The sequence below is a fragment of the Microbacterium sp. NPDC096154 genome (assembly GCF_040302945.1).
In the GTDB taxonomy this organism is placed as follows: Bacteria; Actinomycetota; Actinomycetes; order Actinomycetales; family Microbacteriaceae; genus Microbacterium.
The window spans coordinates 155,482-175,445 of sequence record NZ_JBEOSM010000009.1 but is presented as its reverse complement, the minus strand read 5'-3'; the positions used below and the strand labels follow the sequence as shown (position 1 = coordinate 175,445).

19 protein-coding genes are annotated in these 19,964 nt (G+C 70.7%); 13 read left to right on the top strand and 6 right to left on the bottom strand.

Annotated features, from left to right (window positions below; all coding sequences use genetic code 11):
• Positions 1-162 precede the first annotated feature (162 nt).
• The 8 genes from ABTW64_RS13355 (at position 163) to ABTW64_RS13320 (ending at position 8,844) form a co-directional block, all read left to right on the top strand.
• Complete coding sequence (locus tag ABTW64_RS13355) at positions 163-1,206, top strand: sugar ABC transporter substrate-binding protein (protein ID WP_350623205.1); 1,044 nt, start codon at positions 163-165, stop codon at positions 1,204-1,206.
• A 7-nt stretch (positions 1,207-1,213) separates the two neighbouring features.
• Positions 1,214-2,041 (top strand): SDR family NAD(P)-dependent oxidoreductase, encoded by an 828-nt coding sequence (locus tag ABTW64_RS13350; RefSeq protein ID WP_350623203.1) that lies wholly within the window; start codon positions 1,214-1,216, stop codon positions 2,039-2,041.
• A 196-nt stretch (positions 2,042-2,237) separates the two neighbouring features.
• Positions 2,238-3,020: an SDR family NAD(P)-dependent oxidoreductase gene (locus ABTW64_RS13345; RefSeq protein WP_350623201.1), complete on the top strand. Its 783-nt coding sequence runs from the start codon at positions 2,238-2,240 to the stop codon at positions 3,018-3,020.
• 13 nt (positions 3,021-3,033) lie between these two features.
• A complete protein-coding gene (locus ABTW64_RS13340) occupies positions 3,034-3,975 on the top strand; it encodes a sugar phosphate isomerase/epimerase family protein (protein ID WP_350623199.1) in 942 nt (313 codons plus the stop codon).
• A 198-nt stretch (positions 3,976-4,173) separates the two neighbouring features.
• Positions 4,174-5,733, top strand: coding sequence for an aldehyde dehydrogenase family protein (locus ABTW64_RS13335; RefSeq protein ID WP_350623196.1), 1,560 nt, complete (start codon positions 4,174-4,176; stop codon positions 5,731-5,733).
• Between the two features lie 124 nt (positions 5,734-5,857).
• Positions 5,858-6,064 carry an AsnC family protein gene (locus ABTW64_RS13330; protein WP_350623194.1) on the top strand — a complete coding sequence of 69 codons (207 nt, stop codon included), beginning with the start codon at positions 5,858-5,860 and terminating at the stop codon, positions 6,062-6,064.
• Positions 6,065-6,069: 5 nt separating this feature from the next.
• Positions 6,070-7,935 carry an ABC transporter ATP-binding protein gene (locus ABTW64_RS13325; RefSeq protein ID WP_350623192.1) on the top strand — a complete coding sequence of 622 codons (1,866 nt, stop codon included), beginning with the start codon at positions 6,070-6,072 and terminating at the stop codon, positions 7,933-7,935.
• A 150-nt stretch (positions 7,936-8,085) separates the two neighbouring features.
• Positions 8,086-8,844 carry an alpha/beta hydrolase family protein gene (locus ABTW64_RS13320; RefSeq protein ID WP_350623190.1) on the top strand — a complete coding sequence of 253 codons (759 nt, stop codon included), beginning with the start codon at positions 8,086-8,088 and terminating at the stop codon, positions 8,842-8,844.
• 51 nt (positions 8,845-8,895) lie between these two features.
• Here the strand turns inward: ABTW64_RS13320 and ABTW64_RS13315 are convergent, their stop codons facing one another.
• The 6 genes from ABTW64_RS13315 to ABTW64_RS13290 all read right to left on the bottom strand — a co-directional run bounded on the left by ABTW64_RS13315 (position 8,896) and on the right by ABTW64_RS13290 (position 15,815).
• Positions 8,896-10,572, bottom strand: a complete 1,677-nt coding sequence (locus ABTW64_RS13315; protein WP_350623188.1) for a tannase/feruloyl esterase family alpha/beta hydrolase — start codon at positions 10,570-10,572, stop codon at positions 8,896-8,898.
• A 75-nt stretch (positions 10,573-10,647) separates the two neighbouring features.
• On the bottom strand, positions 10,648-12,267 hold the full coding sequence (locus tag ABTW64_RS13310) for an acyl-CoA synthetase (RefSeq protein WP_350623186.1): 1,620 nt from the start codon (positions 12,265-12,267) through the stop codon (positions 10,648-10,650).
• Positions 12,268-12,316: 49 nt separating this feature from the next.
• The gene (locus ABTW64_RS13305; protein ID WP_350623184.1) at positions 12,317-12,772 is read right to left on the bottom strand and encodes a MaoC family dehydratase; all 456 of its coding nucleotides are present in this window, start codon (positions 12,770-12,772) and stop codon (positions 12,317-12,319) included.
• 40 nt (positions 12,773-12,812) lie between these two features.
• Positions 12,813-13,991 (bottom strand): acyl-CoA dehydrogenase family protein, encoded by a 1,179-nt coding sequence (locus tag ABTW64_RS13300; RefSeq protein WP_350623182.1) that lies wholly within the window; start codon positions 13,989-13,991, stop codon positions 12,813-12,815.
• Positions 13,988-14,872, bottom strand: coding sequence for an amidohydrolase family protein (locus ABTW64_RS13295; protein ID WP_350623180.1), 885 nt, complete (start codon positions 14,870-14,872; stop codon positions 13,988-13,990). Before ABTW64_RS13295 ends, ABTW64_RS13300 begins: the two co-directional genes overlap by 4 nt.
• A gap of 19 nt (positions 14,873-14,891) precedes the next feature.
• The gene (locus tag ABTW64_RS13290) at positions 14,892-15,815 is read right to left on the bottom strand and encodes an SDR family NAD(P)-dependent oxidoreductase (RefSeq protein WP_350623178.1); all 924 of its coding nucleotides are present in this window, start codon (positions 15,813-15,815) and stop codon (positions 14,892-14,894) included.
• Between the two features lie 86 nt (positions 15,816-15,901).
• Here ABTW64_RS13290 and ABTW64_RS13285 point away from each other — a divergent pair, with 86 nt between their 5' ends.
• The 5 genes from ABTW64_RS13285 (at position 15,902) to ABTW64_RS13265 (ending at position 19,961) form a co-directional block, all read left to right on the top strand.
• The gene (locus ABTW64_RS13285; RefSeq protein WP_350623176.1) at positions 15,902-16,342 is read left to right on the top strand and encodes a MarR family winged helix-turn-helix transcriptional regulator; all 441 of its coding nucleotides are present in this window, start codon (positions 15,902-15,904) and stop codon (positions 16,340-16,342) included.
• A gap of 136 nt (positions 16,343-16,478) precedes the next feature.
• Positions 16,479-17,477 (top strand): ABC transporter substrate-binding protein, encoded by a 999-nt coding sequence (locus ABTW64_RS13280; RefSeq protein WP_350623175.1) that lies wholly within the window; start codon positions 16,479-16,481, stop codon positions 17,475-17,477.
• 18 nt (positions 17,478-17,495) lie between these two features.
• Positions 17,496-18,338: an ABC transporter permease gene (locus tag ABTW64_RS13275; protein ID WP_350623174.1), complete on the top strand. Its 843-nt coding sequence runs from the start codon at positions 17,496-17,498 to the stop codon at positions 18,336-18,338.
• Positions 18,335-19,114, top strand: a complete 780-nt coding sequence (locus tag ABTW64_RS13270) for an ABC transporter permease (protein WP_350623172.1) — start codon at positions 18,335-18,337, stop codon at positions 19,112-19,114. The genes ABTW64_RS13275 and ABTW64_RS13270 overlap by 4 nt, the downstream gene beginning before the upstream one ends.
• Positions 19,104-19,961, top strand: a complete 858-nt coding sequence (locus tag ABTW64_RS13265) for an ABC transporter ATP-binding protein (protein ID WP_350623170.1) — start codon at positions 19,104-19,106, stop codon at positions 19,959-19,961. Before ABTW64_RS13270 ends, ABTW64_RS13265 begins: the two co-directional genes overlap by 11 nt.
• Positions 19,962-19,964 lie beyond the last annotated feature (3 nt).

Sequence of the window (19,964 nt, the reverse complement as noted above, 5' to 3'; positions counted from 1 at the left end):
GCGGTGGCGATCGCGGGAGCCGCGGCTCCTCGCGATCGCGGTCATCGCCCACTACCGACCACCCCCTCATCGCCGCATCACCGGCAATCCTCATCACCGGCAGTTCGCATCACCGGCAATCCGCATCACCGGCAATCCGCATCACAGACAAAGGAGTTCACGATGCACGCACACACCACTCTCAAGCCGCTCGCCGCCGCGGGGGTCGGCCTGTTCGCCCTCGCCGCCCTCGCGGGCTGCTCGATCGACACGGGCGCCGGCGGCGGTTCCGGCACCGGCGCCGCCGCCGGCTCGGAGAAGACCGACGGCATGGGCGACGACGGCGTCTTCAAGGTGGCGGCCTTCACCGCCGGCTACGGCACCCCCGGAGGCAAGCTGACGCTCGACTACTTCGTGGAGGCTGGGCAGCAGCAGGAGAACTGGGAGGTGACGCTCGACACGAGCGAGTTCAACTACGACGAGATCACCAACGAGATCCAGGCCCAGATCTCGAACGGCGCGGACGCGATCATGGCCGGATTCCCCGACCCGCGCCAGACCGCTGTGATCGAGCAGGCGGCGGCCGACGCCGGCATCCCGATCTTCTCGATCGACGGCGGCGTGGAGCCGAACGACGCGTACGCGGTCGACGTCACCTTCAGCCAGCAGCAGATGGCCGAGGCGACGGTCGGCGCGCTTGAGGAGGCCGTGGGCGGCAGCCTCGAGGGCAAGGACGTCATGGTGATCGGGCACGACCCGCACATCGGCATCATGACCCGCAGCAACCTCGCGCTGGAGCTGTTCGAGGAGAAGGGCGCGAACATCGCCGGCGGAGAGATGAAGCAGGCCCTCAACCCGGGCACGGGGCGCACCGAGGCGCTCAACTTCGTGCAGGACTACCTGCAGGCGAACCCGGACGGACTCGACGCAGTCTGGGTCGGCTGGGACGACGCCGCGCTCGGCGCCGTGAAGGCCATCAACGAGGCGGGCCGCGACGACATCTTCGTGACGGGCGTCGACGCTCTCGAGGAGACCACTGTCGAGATCAAGAAGAACGGGCCGATGTACGCCTCGATGGCGCAGGACTGGATCGGCGTGGTCGACCAGGTGATCGAGATCATGAACGAGTACCGCGACAGCGCGACACTGCCCGAGGAGAACTTCATCGAGCTCCCCGCCGAGCTGATCGACCGCAGCAATGTCGACTCGTTCGAGCCGACCCTCTGAGCGCGACATGAGCATGCAGCTGCAGACCGCCCCCGAGATCGGGGAACTGCTGAGCCTGCGCGGCGACATCGTCGTCGTGACGGGGGCATCGAGCGGCATCGGCCAGGCCGCGGCCGAGGTGTACGCCGCGGCAGGCGCCACGGTCGTCGTGCTCGGCCGCAGCGAGACGCGGGTGGCCGACGTGGTGGCGGGCATCGGCCAGGCCGGTGGCACGGCTCACGGCTACGCCGTCGACGTCGCCACGCGCGGCGCGATGGACGCGACGCTGGACCGGGTGATGCGCGAGGTGGGACGCCCCACGGTCGTCGTCGCGAACGCCGGCATCGCGGGCGGTGCGAGCTACCGCGGCGACGGGCGCCTCGCCGACTACTCCGATGCGGAGTGGGACGAGGTCATCGCGACCAATCTGACGGGAACGTTCGAGACCGTCCGCGCCGCCGCCCGCGTGCTCGAGCCGGGCGGGCGGATCCTCGTCACCGCCTCGACGGCCGGGATGCGCACCGATCCGATGGTGTCGTACGCGTACGTCAGCACGAAGGCGGCCATCCTGAACTTCGTGCGCCAGGCCGCCCTCGAGCTGGCTGATCGCGGCATCCGCGTCAACGCGATCGCGCCGGGCCCGTTCAAGGGCACCCGGATCGGCGACGGCAAGACCGAGATCTCGCCCGAGGACGAGCGGGTCTGGGCCTCCACCATCCCTCTCGCTCGCATGGGCACGATGGCCGAGATCCAGGGCCCCATGCTCTTCCTGATCTCGCCCGCCTCGGCGTTCGTGACCGGCGCGATCCTCGCGGTCGACGGTGGGGCCGTCGCGCTCTCGCACACCGCGTTCTGACACAACAGGCGGGAAGACCCCGGCGGGGAGGCGGCGCCATCCCCTCCCCGCCGGCACCAGCCGCTCTCGCTCGGTGGGAGCGACGGGATGGCACAACACCAGGTCACGACGACACGACTCGGACGACACGATTCGCGACGACGGCACTCGCGACGCGAACAAGAAGAGAACACGAAGAGACGAAGGAGATCACCACATGAGACTCGACGGCAAGGTCGCCATCATCACGGGCGGAGCGAGCGGCATCGGCCGCGCCAGCGTTCACAAGTTCGTGCGCGAGGGCGCGAAGGTGCTGGTCGCCGACATCGACCCCGCGCGCGCCGAGGAGGTCGTGGCCGAGGTGGAGCAGGCGGGATTCCCCGGTGCGGCCGCGGCGACGGCGGTCGACGTCTCCGATCTCGGACAGGTGGAGGCGATGGTGGCGCGCGCCGTGGAGGTCTTCGGCGCGGTGCACGTCATCTTCAACAACGCAGGCATCGCGGGCGGCGCCCCGCTGCTCGAGCACGACCCGGAAGTGGACTACGAGCGGATCGTCCGCGTCGACCAGAACGGCGTCTACTACGGGATCCTCGCCGCGGGCCGGCAGATGGCCAAGCAGGGCACCGGTGGCGTCATCATCAGCACGTCGTCCGTGTACGGGGAGCAGGCCGCCGAGCTGGCGTTCACGTACAGCGCCGCCAAGGCCGCTGTGATCTCGTTCACCCGGTCGGCCGCCTACGAGCTCGCCGAGCACGGCATCCGAGCCGTCGCGATCACCCCGGGACGCGTCGCGACGCCGATCATCAACCAGTTCAGCGACGAGCTCAAGTCGACCTTCGCGTCCGAGCAGCTGCGCGGACGCCTGACCGACCCGGAGGAGATCGCGGACGTCGTGGCGTTCCTCGCCTCCGACGAGTCGCGGGTCATCAACGGCACGGTGGTCAGCGTCGACGACGGGTACTCGGTGTTCAAGCAGCGGCTCGAGCTGCCGGTCTTCTGAGGGGGCGCCGATCATGTCCGCCGTACCTGAGCGCCTGCCACCCGGCATGGATGTCGCGTGCCACCTCAACGTCGTGATCGCCGACCCCGGGTCCGATCTGGCCGCCTCCGCCCTCGACGGCATCGCGGCGCGCGGCTTCCGCAGAGTGGTGCTGCCGCCGGTCGATCCCGATGCGTTCGACGCCGCGGGGTTCCGGCGGCAATGCGAGGCGCGCGGGCTCACGGCCGTGCCGATCGCCGGACAGACGCCCGACGCCGACGTCTCGTCGGGCGATCCCGACGTGCGGGCTGCGGGCGTCGCCGTGTTGCGCCGGATGGTGGACCTCGCCGAGGAGATCGGCTCCGATCAGCTCAACGGGGTGCCGTACGGCCTCTTCGGTCGCTCACCGGGCGACGTGCCGCGCGACGCGTGGGAGCGCTCTGCCGCCGCGCTCGGCGAGGTGGCGGAGGACGCGCATGCGCGCGGCGTCACGGTGGTGTTCGAGGTGCTCAACCGCTATGAGACCGCGATGATCAACACGGCGGAGCAGGCGATGGCGTACGCGGAGGCGAGCGGCTCCGCGCACCTTCGGATCCACCTCGACACCTTCCATATGGCGGTCGAGGAAGAGGACATCTCCGCGGCCGTGCGCACGGCGCTTCCGCGGCTCGCCTTCCTCGAGCTCGGCCAGTCGGGGCGCGGGCGACTTTCGCGCGGAGCCGTCGACATCGCGGGCGTCGTGTCTCAGGCACTCGACGACGGATACGACGGCCGGTGGGGTGTGGAGGCCTTCAGCGCGGCCATCCTGCTCTCGCCTGCACGCGATGCGCTCGCCATCTGGCGCGCGCCGTACCGCGACGGGCTGCACGTGGCGGACGACGCGGCGCGTGTCATCCGCGCGGGTTGGGTCGCCAGCGCACGAGGGCGACGGGAAGCCCGCCTCGCACGGCTCGAGACGGCGGGACAGGCGCCATGACGCTCGGTGACGGCCGCTCGCGGATCGCACCCGCGATCTCGTCCTTGTCCGGGGTCTCGTCGTGGATCACACTGAACTCGACGGCTCTCCCCCACCCGATGAACCTGCGCCGCCGACGGCCCCGGCGGCGTCTCCAGACCAGAACGACCCCGCGCGCCCGGCGCGGACAGCAGCACACACAGAGAGGTGAGTGATCGAATGACCGACATCGAGAACGCCGTGGTCAGCACGGACGCGGCGTCCGGCTCCGCATCCGACACGGAGGTGAGCGCGCCGAGGTCCGCCGCGGCGGTGCGCACGCCGCTGTACATCGGGGGTGAGGAGCGCTACACCGAGCAGGTGCTCGAGATCGCCGACCCGGGCAAGCGCGGGACCATCGTGGGCGAGGCCGCCGCCGCGTCGCCGCAGGATGTCGCGGACGCCGTTGCGGCCGCGAAGGCCGCCTACCCCGCCTGGTCGGCGCTGTCGGCCACGGAGCGCGCGGCCGCCATGGCCGAGGCGATCGCCGGCATCGCGGACGACCGCGACGAGGACGCCGCCATCCTGTCGCAGGAGAACGGCAAGATCCGGATGGAGGCCTGGGTCGACGCGCTCGTGTTCGAGATCCGGTGGAACCTCGCCCTCGCGCTGGCGGAGGAGGTCGACCGCGGCAAGGTGCTCGAGCCCGCACCCGGCATCCCCGTGACCACCCAGATCGCCTACCAGCCGCTCGGGGTGACGACCATCATCGTCCCGTTCAACTGGCCCATCGCGATCCTCGGCGCCTCGCTGCCTCACGCGCTGCTGGCGGGCAACACGGCGATCGTGAAGCCGCCGCCCTCCGCACCGCTCGCCACGACGCGCGTGGTGCAGCGCGTGGCCGAGAAGCTGCCGGCCGGCGTGCTGAACGTCGTGACCGGCAAGGACGAGAACATGGCGGCGCTCATCCAGAACCCGGATGTCGCGAAGCTGTGCTTCACGGGGAGCGTCAACGGCGGCAAGCGCATGATGGAGATGGCGTCGAAGTCGCTCACGCGCGTCACGCTCGAGCTCGGCGGCAACGACGCGGCGATCGTGGCCGAGGACGCCATCCTCGACGACACGCACCTCGACCGCCTGTTCGCGGCGATCTACGACACGACCGGCCAGATCTGCATGAACGCCAAGCGGGTGTACGTGCACCGGTCGCGGATGGACGAGCTCGTCGCGGGCCTCGAGGCGCGCCTGCAGAAGGTGGTGCTCGGCTACGGCCTGGACGAGGGCACCACGATGGGTCCGCTGCACCAGCCGGCGCAGAAGGCGTTCGTGGAGGAGATCATCCAGGAGGCCAAGGACGCCGGTGCCGAGGTGCGCGAGTACGGCGAGCTGCCCGGCGGCGAGCTCGAGGGCGGCAACTTCCTGCGCCCGGCGCTGGTGATCGACCCCGACCCGACGCTGCGCGTGGTGACGATGGAGCAGTTCGGCCCGGTGATCCCCGTGCTGCCGTTCGACACCGAGGACGACGCGATCGCCGCGGCGAACGACACCTGGGGCGGCCTGTGCGGCTCCGTGTGGACCGCCGACCCCGCCACCGCGCAGCGCATCGGCTCACAGCTGGTGTGCGGCTACGTCTGGGTCAACGACCACGGCGCCACGCGTCTGGATCTGCGCGCACCGTTCGGAGGCATGAAGCAGTCGGGCTTCGGCCGCGAGCAGGGCATCGAGGGCGTCCGCGCCTTCCAGGACACCCGTTCGATCGCGACGCTCGACGAGGAGGCACTCGCCCAGATGGCGCACTGACGCCATCGCTCCAGGGGCCCGGCCCGGCTCATCGCCGGCCGGGCCCCTTCGCGTCGACCGCTCGGGATGTCGGTCGTACTCGGGCGATTTGCCGACACACGAAGCGTCAACTATTGTTGACGGCATGGCCGATCCCGTCACCGCTCTCGGGTCCGATCCGGACGAGCCGATCGCACAGCTCTTCCGCATCGCCGAGCAGCGCCGTGCGCTCAGCCGCGAGGAGGAGGCGCAGGTGCGCCGCGCTCGCATGCGGGGCTACTCCTGGGAGGCCATCGCGACCGCGCTCGGCATCACGAAGCAGGCCGCGCACAAGAAGTTCGGCCGGAAGTGAGCCCCATGTCCGACGCGCCCGCACGACGCAGCCCGTTCGCCCGCCCCCGCGAGGACCACGGCCCCCGCGCGACCCTCCGGCAGCTGCTGCCCTTCCTGTTCGAGCACACGCGCGTGCTGGTCTGGGTCTCGGCGCTCAGCGTGCTCGCCGCGATCGCCACACTCGTGCAGCCGCTCCTGATCGGGCAGGTCATCGAGCGCGTGCAGGCAGGCGAGACGCTGGGCTTCCTGGTGTGGGCACTCGTGCTGTTCGTCGTCGTGTCCTCCGCCATCAGCGCCTACCAGCACTTCCTGCTGCAGCGCACGGGCACGGCGGTGGTGCTGTCGAGCCGGCGCCGGCTGATCGCACGCATCCTGCACCTGCCGGTGTCCGAGTTCGACGCCCGGCGCACGGGCGACCTGGTCTCGCGGGTGGGCACCGACACCACGATGCTCTACGCGGTGCTCACGCAGGGCCTGGCCGACAGCGTCGGCAACGTGCTGCTGTTCCTGGGCGCGCTGATCGCCATGCTCGTGATCGACCCCGTCCTGCTGCTGAGCATCGTCGGTGTGCTGGGGATCAGCGTGATCGCGGTGGTCTCCCTCAGCGGCCGGATGCGCCGCGCGACGGCCGCGCAGCAGGCTCGCGTCGGCGAGCTCACGAGCGGCATCGAGCGCGCGATCGGCGCCGTGCGCACGATCCGCGCGGCCGGTGCGACAGACCGCGAGGAGCGCGCCGTGTCCGCCAAGGCCAAGGAGGCGTACGACGCCGGTGTCGAAGTGGCGAAGGCCTCGGCTCTGGTCGTGCCGATCGCCGGCGTCGCGCTGCAGGCGTCGATGCTGGTCGTGCTGGGCGTCGGCGGCATGCGCGTCGCGTCGGGCGCGGTCGAGGTGGCGAGTCTCGTGACGTTCGTGATGTTCCTGTTCCTCTTGGTCATGCCGCTGGCCTCGGCCTTCGGCGCGATCGCGAGCGTGGGCCAGGCTCTCGGCGCACTGGGACGCATCCAGGAGGTGCTCGACCTCCCCGAGGAGACGGCCGCCGACGCGCCGCCGCGGCCGGCCGCCCCGGTGCCGGGCGCCCCGGCCATCGCGTTCCGCGACGTGCGGTTCCGGTACCCCGAGGCGGCGGTGGCCGCGCGCGAGAGGGCGACCCGGGAGGCGCTGGAGGCGCACGTGCCGCTCGGCGAGGGCGAGAGCGCCGCACCGACGAGCGACGACGTGCTGCGCGGCATCTCGTTCGACGTGCCCCGCGGATCACGCGTCGCGCTGGTGGGACCGAGCGGCGCCGGCAAGTCGACGATCCTCGCGCTGCTCGAGCGGTTCTACGACCCCACGTCCGGACGCATCGAGCTCGACGGGCAGGATGTGCGCGAGCTGTCGCGCGACGACCTGCGGGCGCGCTTCGGCTACGTCGAGCAGGATGCTCCCACGCTCGCCGGCACGATCGCCGACAACCTGCGCCTGGCCTCCCCCGACGCCTCCGACGCCGACTGCGACCGCGTGCTGCGCGCCGTGAACCTCGGGGGCGTGATCGACCGATCGCCCCTCGGCATCGACACCCCGGTCGGGGAAGACGGCGTGATGCTGTCGGGCGGCGAGCGCCAGCGCCTGGCGATCGCGCGCGCGCTGCTGGCGGCCCCGCCCATCCTGCTGCTCGACGAGTCGACGTCATCGCTCGACGGCCTCAACGAGCAGCTCATGCGCGACGCGATCGACGCGGTCGCCGAGGGGCGCACGCTGCTGGTGATCGCCCATCGCCTGTCGACGGTGATCGACAGCGATCGGATCGTCGTGCTCGAGCGCGGCGAGGTCATCGGCGAGGGCACGCATTCCGAGCTCGTGGCCACCGTGCCGCTCTACCGCGATCTCGCCCGACACCAGCTGCTGGTCTGACTCACCCCTCCCTCCCCGCGCCACGACACGTGCTCTCAACGAGGACACGCGATCTGAGCGCTCAGACGGCGTGCCCTCGTGCACGACACGTGTCGTCGGGGCCAGGATCGCGCCCGCGCGCGATGCGGCGCACCTGGGATGATGGGGCGCGTGACGCGTGAGACCATCCAGTTCCCTTCCACTGCGGGGCCCGTGCTGACGGGCGTGCTCGAGATCCCCGAGGGCGAGGTGCGCGGCTGGGGCGTGTTCAGCCACGGCCTGACCCTCGGCAAGGACAGCCCCGCCGCGGCCCGAATCTCGAAGGCGCTCGCGGCGGATGGCATCGGGATGCTCCGGTTCGACAACCTGGGCCTCGGCGACTCGGGCGGCGACTGGGCCGACAGCTCGTTCTCGCTCAAGGTCGCCGACACGGTCGCCGCGACGCGGTTCCTGGCCGAGCGCGGCACGCCGGCGTCGCTGCTGGTGGGTCACTCGTTCGGCGGCGCCGCGGTGCTGGCCGCGGCCGGACAGTGCCCGGACGTGCGCGCGGTGGCGACCGTGGGAGCACCGTACGAGCCGCAGCACGCCGAGCACAACTTCGAGCACATCGCCGACCTGGTGATGGCCGAGGGCGAGGCGGAGTGGCGCGTCGGCGGGCGCGAGCTGACGCTGCGCCGCGACTTCATCGAGGACCTGCGCCGCACCGACCTGTCGGACGTCATCGAGCGCCTGCGCACGCCGCTGCTCATCCTGCATTCCCCGGATGACGCGATGGTGCCGATCAAGAACGCTCAGGAGATCTTCTTCGCCGCGCATCATCCGCGCAGCTTCGTCGACCTCGACGGCGCCGACCACTTCCTGACCGGGCGCGGGCAGGCGGCGCGTGCCGCTCGCATCATCTCGGCATGGGCCGAGGCCTATCTCGACTGAGGCCGTGCGCACCGGGCCGGCGCGCTGTCGCGCACCGGCCCGGCGGCGGGCTCAGCCCGCGGTGTTCGGGCCGCCCGAGCTCGGCTTGCAGGCGAAGCTATCGGCGGAGTTCACATCGCCGCCGACGTAACGCGCAACCAGCGGGTACACGCACAGCGGGCGCTCGGCGCCGGCGGTGAGACCCGCCGCCATCGCCTCGGCGTTGTCGCCCCGGGCCTCGGCGATCAGGCGGTCCGGCGCGACGCCGTTCTCGACCCAGTCGATGAGGGCACCGAGGGCGTCGACCTTGTCGGTCGAGGCGCCGCCCGAGACGTGGGCCATGCCCGGCACCTGGAAGTACCGGATGAACTCCTCCGCCTTGTTCTTGTACGCCTTGTCGACCGCCGTGAACCAGCGGGCCGTGTCGTCGGCGCTGAACACCGCGTCGGACGCGCCGTGGAGCACGATCATCTTCGCTCCGGTGTCACGCAGCGTGTCGTAGTCGGTGTCGTCCCCGAGCGGCGTCATGAACTGCATCGCGCTCTGGCCCGACAGGCCGGCCTCGTAGATGCCCGCCTCCATGGCGTCGATGTCCGCCGTCAGCGGCGACGCGACGATCGAGGAATCCGGGTACGGCATGAACACCGTGCCCGCGGCCAGCGGGTCGAGCGCGACGCTGATGAACAGGTTCCACGTCGCCCAGTCGCCGTTCGTGATGCCCGCGTCGACGGGGAACGACTCGTAGATCTGTTCGCCGGTGCTGGTGGTCACGCCGGCGTAGACCTGGGCGAGCACGTCCTTCTGCGCGACGGTCAGGCAGGTGCCGTCCCGCTCGCCCTCGCACGTGGGCACATCCCGGTGGATGTCGAAGAACTTCGCACAGCGCTCGCTGTCCTGCACGAGGCCGTCGCGCAGCCGGTCGATCCCGTCGCAGCGCTCGAGGATGCCGGCCTTGATCACCGCGCGCTCGGCGGGAGTGATCGCGGAGTTGAGGTTGCCCGGCACCGTCGCGACGGTGTTGAACAGCTGCGCCTCGGCGATCTGCGCCACCGCGGCCTGCGGCAGGTTGAAGCCCGGCGCGACCGGCAGGAAGCCGTCGTACTCGTCGGCCAGGCGCGTCGCGGCGACCATCGTGTGGCGCCCGCCGTTCGATCCGCCCGCGAAGTACGAGGTGTCCGGCCCTCGACCGTACGCCTCCGCGATCAGGGCCTTCGCCAGCGGCGTCAGCGTCACCGCGGTGTTGTAGCCGAAGTCGAGGCGCGCCTGGCCGTCGTTGCCGAACGAGCCGTTCTGCGCGGCCGTGTGCCCCGCGTCGGAGCTGATGATCGCGAAGCCCATCGCCAGGCCCGACTGCTCCTGGCCGCCCGTGAAGTTCCCGAGGGCGGGAGCGACCGACCCGTCGATGCCGCCGTTGCCTTGGTAGAGGTAGCGCCCGGCCCACTCAGCCGGCAGGCGCATCTCCCAGCCGATCGCGTAACGCTGACCGTCCTCGCCGATCCGCTCGTTCGTCTGACCGGTGACGCGGCAGTGGGCGGGCTGCGCTCCCTCGGGGACGAAGGTGGCCGTGGTGATGCGGGTCGCTTCGAAGGCGAAGCCGGTGAGCGACTCGCATTCGAGCAGCGCCCCCGGCGTCGCCGGCGCGACGGCGGGGGCGGACTTCGGCGGCGCCGCTGTCGCAGACAGCGGCGCGCCGAGCAGGAGTGCGGCCGCCGCGATCGCGGCGAACGCACCCCGAGGTGCTGACTTCATGGGGTCCTCCTCATCGAGGGTTCACGCCCGCACCGTTGCGGGCGAGTCTGGAAGCGTTCCTCCCCGCGGTCGGTCTCAGCCCTTCGGCCACCTCCGGCCATCGGCCGACGCCGCCGTGCGTATGGTCTCCGTCTGCCACGGGATGGCGGTGCCGGTGGGGCGGGGGTTCTCGGCGCCCGCGCCGAAGCGCGCGCGCAGGTCGGCCTTGCGCACCTTGCCCGACGCCGTGCGCGGCAGCTCGTCGACGATCACGACGTTCTTCGGGATCTTGTAGCGCGCGATCCGGCCGTTCAGGTGATCCTGCACGCGCTCGGTCGTGAGCTCCGCGCCGTGCTGCACCGTGAGCACCGCCCACGGCACTTCGCCCCACTTCTCGTCGGGCACGCCGATGACCGCGGCGCCCGTGACGCCCTCGATGTCGAACAGGTGGTTCTCGACCTCGGCGGGGTAGATGTTCTCGCCGCCCGAGATGATCATGTCCTTGAGCCGGTCGGCGATGAACAGGAAACCGTCGGCGTCGAGGTAGCCCATGTCGCCCGTGCGGAACCAGCCGTCATCGGTGAACGCCTTGGCGTTCTCCTCGGGGAGGTTGAGGTAGCCCGGGAACACGTTGGGCCCCCGCACCTCGATCTCGCCCACGGTGCCGCGCGGCACGACGTCGCCCTTCTCGTCCGTGATGCGCACCGAGGAGAAGAAATGCGGCAGGCCCACGCTGCCCTGCTTGTCGCGCGTGCGATCCGCCGACAGGGCCGTGTGGCCCGGCGAGGTCTCGGTCATGCCGTAGCCCTGCGTGAACTTCAGGCCCCGCGCCTCGTACTCGTCGAGGATGCGGGTGGGGACGGCCGAACCGCCACACGTGAGGCGGCGCAGGCTCGACAGGTCGGTGCCGTCCCAGTCGGGATGGTCCGCCATGAGCTGGTAGGTGGTCGGCACCCCGCTCAGCATCGTGATGCGGTGCTGCTGGATCAGGGCGAGCGCGCGTCCCGGATCGAAGCCCTTCTCGAGCACCATCGTGCCGCCCTTGAGCACGATGGGAAGCGCCCCCATGCCCATCGCCGCGGCGTGGAACAGCGGCGAGATCAGCAGGGCCACCTCGCTCGAGACCAGGTCGTAGTCGAGCACGCAGTTGAGCGACACCCAGGTGAGGTTCGCGTGCGTGAGCACCGCGCCCTTCGCCTTGCCGGTGGTGCCGGACGTGTACATGATGATCGCCGGGTCCTGGGGCGCCACCGGCACATCCAGGTGGCCGCCCTTCGGCACCGTCATGAGCCGGTTCAGGCCCGGGTCGGCGTCGGTCCCCTCGCCCGTGAGGATGACATGCGCGATTCCCGCGGCCTCGACGCCGGGCACGACCTTCTCGTACAGCTCTGGGTCGCAGATGACCGCCCGCGCGCCGCTGTCGGTCAGCACGTGGGCGACCTCCGGCGGGGCGAGCCGGGTGTTCACCGGCACGAACACCACGCCGATCTGCGCGGCGCCGAAGAGGGTGAACAGGAACGCGGGGCTGTTCTCGCCGAGGTAGGCGACGGCATCCCCCTTGCCGAGCCCCTTGATGGCGAGCACGGCCGCGACGCGATCGGCCGCGTCCGCGAACTCGCGGTAGGTGTACGACCGGTCGCCGAAGATCAGCGCGGTCTTGTCGGGCGTCCTGATGCGGCGTGTGGCGGGCCAGGCGCCGATTCCCGGGTACGTCATGTCGCTCCTCGTCGTTGAGGGGATGCGGGTGGGGGCGAGCCGAGCCGGCTCAGCGGTAGAAGCGGTACAGGCCGCGGGCCACGACAGCGGGACGCTCGGATCCCTCGATCTGGAACGTCTGGTCGACCGTGAACTGCACGCCGTCGCCCTTGACCTCCTCCACCTCGGCGATCACGGCGTTCATCCGCACGCGCGCCCCGACGGGGACGGGCGAGATGAAGCGCACCTTGTCGAGGCCGTAGTTCACCTTCGTGGTCACGCCCTCGGTCTCGAGCAGCTCGCTCCAGAATCGCGTGGCCAGCGACAGCGTCAGGAAGCCGTGGGCGATCGCGCCGCCGAACGGCCCGTCCTTCGCGCGCTCGGGGTCGGTGTGGATCCACTGGTGGTCGTCGACCGCGTCGGCGAACGTGTTCACGCGGTCCTGGGCGATCTCGGCCCATTCGGTCCAGCCGAGGTCGCGGCCGGCGAGCGAGGTGAGCTCGTCGAAGGTGGCGGTGGTGGTCATGTCATTCCTCCGTTGGAGTCGGGTGGTCCGTGGATCGGCGTCAGGCGAAGGCGGACGCGCCCGTGAGCGAGCGTCCGACGATGAGGGCGTTGATCTCGTGCGTGCCCTCGTAGGAGTAGACGGCCTCGGCGTCGGCGAAGAACCGGGCCGCGTCGTGCTCGAGCAGCAGCCCGTTGCCGCCGAGCACCTCGCGTGCGAGCGCCGCGGTCTCGCGTGCGCGCTCGGCGGTGACCATCTTGGCCAGCGCCGAGTTCTCGTCGCTCCACACGCCCGCGTCCTGGTTCGCCGAGAGCGACGTGACCAGAGCGAGCGACGAGGTGACGTTGCCGAGCATGCGCGCGAGCTTCTCCTGCACGAGCTGGAAGCCGCCGAGCGGGCGGCCGAACTGCTGCCGGGCGGTCGTGTAGCGCACGGCGGCGTCCAGCGCCCCGGCCTGCAGCCCGGTCGCCACCCAGGCGACGTCCGAGCGCATGCGGCGCAGCAGGCCCGCGACGTCGCGCCACGAGTTCACCCCGTGCAGGCGGCGCTCCTCGCTCACGCGCACGCCGCGCAGCGTGATGTGGGCGTTCTGCATGGGCCGCAGCGACACCTTGCCCGTGATGATGCGGATGTCCACGCCCGGGTCGTGCCGGTCCACGAGGAACGCCTTGACCTGACCGTCGACCTCGTCGCGCGCGAAGACCGCGAGGACGTCCGCCGCGGCGGCGCCGCCGATCCAGCGCTTGGCGCCGTCGATGACCCACTCATCGCCCTCTCGCCGGGCGGTCGTGGCGAGCCCGCCCGCGATGTCGGATCCGTGATCCGGCTCGGTCAGGCAGAAGACGCCCTTCATCTCGAACGAGCGCACGAGCGGATCCCACCGCGCGGCCTGCTCGGGCGAGCCGCCGAACCGGATGGTCGTGCGGAAGAGGCCCGCCTGGGCCGTGTAGTTGGTCGCGACCGACACGTCGGCGCGCGCGAGCGTGAAGCATCGGAAGCCCGAGAACATGCTCGAGTCCGCCTCCTGACCGTCCACGCCCTCGGGGTCCATCAGGCGCAGCGGCACGAGCGCGCCGAGCACCTCGTCGGGCATGACGGCGCGGTCCCACGCCTCGGCCATGAGCGGCAGGATGTCGCGCTGGAGCGTTTCGGACAGGCCCGCCAGCACGCGCCGCGCGGCATCGCTGAGGTGCCGCTCGGCGAACCCGTAGCGGTCGAGCACGGCGTCGGCGCCCGTCACGACAGCCCCAGCAGGCGGGCGGCGTTGTGCTTCATGATCCCGGGCAGCACCTCGGGCTTGAACGTGCCCGCCATCTCGGCGTCGCGCATCCAGCGATCGGGCGTGAGCAGCGGGAAGTCCGAGCCGAACAGGATGCGGTCCTTGAGGATCGAGTTCGCGTACCGCACCAGTTCGGCGGGGAAGTACTTCGGGCTCCAGCCCGACAGGTCGATCCACGTCGAATGCTTGTGCGTGGCCACCGAGAGCGCCTCGTCCTGCCACGGAACCGACGGGTGCGCCATCACGATCTGCAGCTCCGGGAACCGCGCCGCGACCGGGTCGAGCAACATGGGGTTCGACAGCCCCAGCAGCAGGCCGCGACCTCCCGGCATGCCCGCGCCGATCCCGGTCTGCCCCGTGTGGAACAGCGCCGGGACACCGGCCTCCTGCAGCAGCTCGTACAGCGGGAAGAAGCGCTCGGCGTCGGGCGAGAATCCCTGCACGGTGGGGTGGAACTTGAAGCCCCGCACGCCGTTCTCGTCGAGCAGCCGGCGCATCGCGTCGAGCGCGTCCGGACGGTTCGGATCCACCGAGCCGTACGGGATGAGGACGTCGTTGTTGCGCGCGGCGCCCTCGGCGATGTCGGCGCTCGAGATCGGCGTCTGCCCGAGGTTCGTGGTCGCGTCGACCGTGAAGACGACCGCGGCCATCCGGCGTTCGCGGTAGTAGTCGGCGATGCTGTCGAGGTCCGGGCGGGGCCCATCCGTGCGGAAGTACCGGCTCGCCGCCTCCTGGAGGTCATCGGGCAGCGACGAATGCCCGTGCGCATCGACCTCGATGTGGACGTGCGTGTCGATCGCGTCGATCGCGTCCAGGTCGATCGCGGACTCGTAGCGAGTCATCGGCGGCCGCTCCCCCGCCTCAGGCCTGGGGCCGCTGGAGCTCGTCCGGCAGCGGCGGGAAGGTCTCGCCCACCGACTGCAGCTCGCCCACCTCGGCGGCGAACGATTCGACCAGCGCCTCGTAGGTCCAGCCGCCTTCGCGGTACGCGGTCGCGACCGGCTCGGGGTGCGACCACAGCTGCAGGCGGTCACCGCCCACGCCGATCGCCTGGCCCGTGACGCCGGCCGCGGCATCGGACGCGAGGAACGCGACGAGCCCGGCCACGTCGGCCGCGGTTCCGAAGCCGAGGTCGTGGCGGAAGAACGACGGCATCGGCTCGCCCTTCTCGTCGGCCTCCACCGCGGCGGCGAAGTACGGCACGGTCGCCGTCATCGCGGTCGCGGCCACGGGGATGACCGCGTTCGCGGTGATGCCCGCCTTCTTCAGCTCCATGGCCCACGTGCGCACCATGCCCACGATGCCCGCCTTGGCGGCGGCGTAGTTCGTCTGGCCGAAGTTCCCGCGCTGACCGGTGGGCGAGCCGATCGTGATGATGCGACCGCCTTCGCCCTGCTCGCGCATCCGGGTGGCGGCCTCGCGCACGCACGTGAAGGTTCCGCGCAGGTGCACGTTGATCACGGTGTCGAAGTCGTCGTCGCTCATCTTCCACAGCACGGTGTCACGCAGCACGCCGGCGTTCGTGACGAGGATGTCGAGACGACCGTAGGTGTCGAACGCGGCGTCGACGAGCCTCGTGGCGGTCTCGGTCGGCCCGACCGGCGCGACTACGGCCGTCGCCTGGCCGCCGGCGTCGACGATGGACGCCACCGCGGCGTCGGCCGTTGCCTGGTCGACATCGTTGACGACCACAGAGGCGCCCTGGCGGGCGAGCTCCTGAGCGTAGGCCAGCCCGAGCCCGCGGCCCGATCCGGTGACGATGGCGACTTTGCCGGTGAGCGTCATGTGAATCTCCTTCGATCGGGATCATCGAATCGCACATCCTTGAGGATGTCAACGATTGATCTCATCCACTTTGCTACAGTCGCGGCATGAAGAGCGAGCTGCGCACGCACCTGCCTCTCTCGGGCGACACGGCGTTCCTGCTGGCCCGCGCCAACGCGCGGTCGCTGGCGGCCGCCCACGACGCGCTCGGCGCCCACGGCCTGCGGGTGCGCTCGTACTCGGTGCTGGCGCTGGCGGCCGCGGAGGCCCGCCTGTCGCAGCGCGACATCGCCGAGTACCTGTGGCTCGACCCGAGCCAGGTCGTGTCGCTCGTCGACGACCTCCAGCAGCGCGGGCTCGTCACACGCGAGCCCGACGAGAACGACCGCCGCGCGAAGGTCGTGGTGGCGACCGACGAGGGCCGGCGCCTGCACCGGGCCGCCGCCCGTGCCGTGCGCGAGCGGGAGCAGGAGACGCTCGAGCCGCTCGACGAGACCGACCGGGATCGGCTGCGTGAGCTGCTGATGCGCTTGGCGTTCCCCCTCTGAGGCCACGCCGCGCTCCGGCCGTCAGCCACGCTCGCGTGATGTTCGCAACTATTGACAATCTCAACGAGTGCGTGTTCACTGGCCCCAACCCGGCGCCCTCAGGCGCATCTCAGTCACAAAGGAGTCGCTGAGCACCATGTCCCACACCCGCTTCCTCTCTGCCGCAGCGCTGGTCGCCGCAGGCGTTCTGTCTCTCACCGCGTGCAGCTCGGGCTCCCCGAGCGGCCCCGCCGCCTCCGAGTCGGCGGCCGCCGGCGGCGACGGCGAGCTGACCCCGATCACCGTCGGCCTGCTGTCGATCGCACCGTCCGCCGCCGTGCAGTACGGCATCGACGAGGGCATCTTCGAGGAGCACGGCCTCGACGTCAGCGTCCAGATGGCGCAGGGCGGTGCCGCGATGCTGCCCGCCGTGTCGACCGGCCAGTACGACTTCGGCGTCGGCAACCCCCTCTCGGTGCTCACCGCCGCCACGCAGGGCGTCGACATGCGCATCGCGAGCGGCTACTCGTTCTCCTGGGAGGACGGACAGGACGCCAACGCGATCGTCACGCGCGCGGGCGACGGCATCGAGTCGTGGGCCGATCTGGCCGGCAAGACCGTCTCGACCAACGCCATCAAGACGCAGGGCGACCTGACGGTCATGGAGGCCGTGGAGAAGGACGGCGGCGACCCCGCTGCCGTGAAGTTCATCGAGGTCGCCTTCCCCGACGCCCTGGCCCAGCTCGACGGCGGCAACGTCGACGCGGTCTGGATCCCGGAGCCGTTCCTGTCTGCGGCCATGGCGGCTCCCGACAAGTACTCGGTGCTGGGCCACCCGAACCAGGTGGCGCTGCCCGGCATGCCCACCATGGTGAGCTTCACGTCGGGCTCGCTGGCGGACTCCGACCCCGAGCTCGTGGCCCAGTGGCGCGAGGCGGTGACGGATGTGCTGGCCACGGCCACCGAGGACGTCGAGGGCTACCACCAGACCATCACCGAGTTCACGAACATGCCTGCGGACGTCGTGTCGAGCATCAAGCTCGAGCGGCTCGACGGCGAGCTCGACCCGCAGCTCATCACCGACCTGAGCGACCTGGCGCAGAAGTTCCAGTTCCTGGAGAGCGCGCCCGACGTCGACAAGATCATCCTCGAGTAAGCGACGCACCGCTCCACCATGTCGCTCACCGCTCCGCACGACACGATCACCCGCACGGTGGCGGTCGCGCACGCCCGCAGCAGGCGGCGCCGGTTCCGGCCGCGCCGCCTGCTGCTCGGGCTCGCCGGCATCGCCGTCTTCCTCCTGCTGTGGGAAGTGGCCTCGCGCCTGGGGGTCGTCGATCCCGTCTACCTGCCGCCGGCATCCGAGGTGCTCGCCACCTTCGCTCTCAACGCCGGACTCACCGGCACGTGGGCCGCCCTCGGGCAGACCGTGCTGTCGTGGGCATTGGGAATGCTCATCGCCGGCGCTCTGGCCATTCCTCTCGGCACGGTGATCGGCTTGTCGCCTTTCCTGCGCAAGGCCACGCGCTCCACCGTGGAGTTCCTGCGCCCCATCCCTTCGGTCGGCCTCATCCCGCTCGCGGTGCTGGCGCTCGCCGTGCCGCTTCAGCAGAGCCTGCTGATCATCACCTACGGCGCCTTCTGGCAGATCTTCATCCAGGTGCTCTACGGCGTCGCGGATGTCGATGCGGTCGCCATGAGCACGGCCCGCAGCTACGGATTCTCGTGGTGGCAGCGGGTGCGCGACGTGGTGTTCCCCACGATGCTGCCGTACCTGCTCACCGGCATCCGCCTGGCCGCGGCCGTGGCGCTCATCCTGGCGGTGACGGCCGAGCTGGTGATCGGCACCCCGGGCCTCGGCAGGCAGATCGGACTCTCCAAGGACGCCGGCCTGTACGCGTCCACGTATGCGCTCGTGCTGCTCACCGGCCTGCTGGGCGTCGTGATCAATCTCGGCGTGCGCACCGCCGAACGCCGCGCGCTGTCGTGGCACCAGTCGGTACGAGGGGAGGCATGATGCGAAAGCCCCTGATCGCCCTGGCCTATGCGCTCGGGCTGCCGGTCATCCTGATCGCGCTGTGGTGGGTCGCCTCGCTCGGCACCACCAGCATCTTCATGCCGAAGCCCGTGCCACTCGTGACGGAGTTCTTCGAGACGTGGATCGGGGCCCGATTCTTCACGGACGTGCTGCCGAGCCTGGGGCGCTTCGCGGCGGGAACGGGCATCGCGATCATCCTGGGAGTGCTGATCGGTCTGCTCGTCGGTCTCAACCGCAGCCTGCGGGCGCTCACCGAGCCCGTCTTCGAGTTCTTCCGCGCGGTGCCTCCCCCCGTGCTCATCCCGGTGTTCGCGCTCGTGATCGGCATCGGCGACGACATGCGCGTCGCCGTGATCGCCTTCGGCGCGATCTGGCCCGTCATCCTCAACACCATCGAGGGCGTCCGCGCGGCCGACTCGGTGCAGACCGAGACCAGCCGTTCGTACGGCATCCACGGCCTGAACCGCGTGCGGTATCAGGTGCTTCCCTCCGCGGCTCCGCAGATCCTGGCGGGCGTGCGTCAGAGCCTGCCGATCGGCATCATCCTCATGGTCATCAGCGAGATGCTCTACACCTCGTCGGGCCTCGGCTTCTCGATCATCCAGTTCCAGCGCAGCTTCGCCGTGCCCCAGATGTGGGGCGGCATCCTGCTGCTGGGGCTCGTCGGCTTCGCGGTCTCCATGCTCTTCCAGCTGGTCGAGCGCCGCATCCTGCGCTGGTACTACGGACTGAAGGACCTTCAGAATGCCTCCTGAGAACACCGCCGGCCCCGCCGGCCGCGGCCGTACGCTTCCGCCCGAGCAGACCCTGCTCTCGGTGCGCGGGTTGAAGAAGGTCTATGAGACCGACGGCGGCGACATCGAGGCCGTGCGCGACCTCACGTTCGACCTCGGCCGCAACGAGCTGACCTGCCTGGTCGGCCCGTCCGGCTCGGGCAAGACGACCCTGCTCAAGTGCATCGCCGGTCTGCTCGAGCCGACCAGCGGCGAGGTGGTGCTCGACGGCAAGCGCGTCACGGGCCCGCCCAAGAAGATGGCGGTCGTGTTCCAGGAGTACGGCCGGTCGCTTTTCCCCTGGCTGCGCGTGGCCGACAACGTGGAGCTGCCGCTCAAGAACGCGGGAGTCCCCAAGGCGCGGCGCGCCGAGCTCGTGGCCGAGGCGCTCGAGAGCGTCGGGCTGTCGCACGTGCCGAAGTCGTACCCGTGGCAGCTGTCGGGCGGCATGCAGCAGCGCGTCGCGATCGCCCGCGCCATCGCGTACCAGCCCGAGGTGCTGCTGATGGACGAGCCCTTCGCCGCGGTCGACGCGCAGACGCGCGCGGACCTCGAGGATCTGGTGCGCTCGATCCGGGAACGCCTGGGGGTGACGATCCTTTTCGTCACACACGACATCGACGAGTCCGTGTATCTCGCCTCGCGCGTGATCATCCTGTCGTCGTCGCCCACGGTGATCCAAGAGGATCTCGTGATCGACCTGCCGGACCAGCGCGACCAGCTCGAGACCCGCGCTCTGCCGCGGTTCACCGAGCTGCGCCACCACGTGTACGAGCAGATCCAGCTCGCCAAGCGAGGCTTCCGCCCCGACGAGGCCCGGGTCGGCTGAGGC

What these genes read in the sequence shown, in the direction of transcription:
- ABTW64_RS13295 (WP_350623180.1), bottom strand. Translation starts at nt 14,872, where the DNA reads ATGACTCGCTACGAGTCCGCGATCGACCTGGACGCGATCGACGCGATC.
- ABTW64_RS13270 (WP_350623172.1), top strand. Translation starts at nt 18,335, where the DNA reads ATGATGCGAAAGCCCCTGATCGCCCTGGCCTATGCGCTCGGGCTGCCG.
- ABTW64_RS13280 (WP_350623175.1), top strand. Translation starts at nt 16,479, where the DNA reads ATGTCCCACACCCGCTTCCTCTCTGCCGCAGCGCTGGTCGCCGCAGGC.
- ABTW64_RS13355 (WP_350623205.1), top strand. Translation starts at nt 163, where the DNA reads ATGCACGCACACACCACTCTCAAGCCGCTCGCCGCCGCGGGGGTCGGC.
- ABTW64_RS13315 (WP_350623188.1), bottom strand. Translation starts at nt 10,572, where the DNA reads ATGAAGTCAGCACCTCGGGGTGCGTTCGCCGCGATCGCGGCGGCCGCA.
- ABTW64_RS13335 (WP_350623196.1), top strand. Translation starts at nt 4,174, where the DNA reads ATGACCGACATCGAGAACGCCGTGGTCAGCACGGACGCGGCGTCCGGC.
- ABTW64_RS13275 (WP_350623174.1), top strand. Translation starts at nt 17,496, where the DNA reads ATGTCGCTCACCGCTCCGCACGACACGATCACCCGCACGGTGGCGGTC.
- ABTW64_RS13350 (WP_350623203.1), top strand. Translation starts at nt 1,214, where the DNA reads ATGAGCATGCAGCTGCAGACCGCCCCCGAGATCGGGGAACTGCTGAGC.
- ABTW64_RS13285 (WP_350623176.1), top strand. Translation starts at nt 15,902, where the DNA reads ATGAAGAGCGAGCTGCGCACGCACCTGCCTCTCTCGGGCGACACGGCG.
- ABTW64_RS13310 (WP_350623186.1), bottom strand. Translation starts at nt 12,267, where the DNA reads ATGACGTACCCGGGAATCGGCGCCTGGCCCGCCACACGCCGCATCAGG.
- ABTW64_RS13330 (WP_350623194.1), top strand. Translation starts at nt 5,858, where the DNA reads ATGGCCGATCCCGTCACCGCTCTCGGGTCCGATCCGGACGAGCCGATC.
- ABTW64_RS13265 (WP_350623170.1), top strand. Translation starts at nt 19,104, where the DNA reads ATGCCTCCTGAGAACACCGCCGGCCCCGCCGGCCGCGGCCGTACGCTT.
- ABTW64_RS13345 (WP_350623201.1), top strand. Translation starts at nt 2,238, where the DNA reads ATGAGACTCGACGGCAAGGTCGCCATCATCACGGGCGGAGCGAGCGGC.
- ABTW64_RS13340 (WP_350623199.1), top strand. Translation starts at nt 3,034, where the DNA reads ATGTCCGCCGTACCTGAGCGCCTGCCACCCGGCATGGATGTCGCGTGC.
- ABTW64_RS13325 (WP_350623192.1), top strand. Translation starts at nt 6,070, where the DNA reads ATGTCCGACGCGCCCGCACGACGCAGCCCGTTCGCCCGCCCCCGCGAG.
- ABTW64_RS13305 (WP_350623184.1), bottom strand. Translation starts at nt 12,772, where the DNA reads ATGACCACCACCGCCACCTTCGACGAGCTCACCTCGCTCGCCGGCCGC.
- ABTW64_RS13290 (WP_350623178.1), bottom strand. Translation starts at nt 15,815, where the DNA reads ATGACGCTCACCGGCAAAGTCGCCATCGTCACCGGATCGGGCCGCGGG.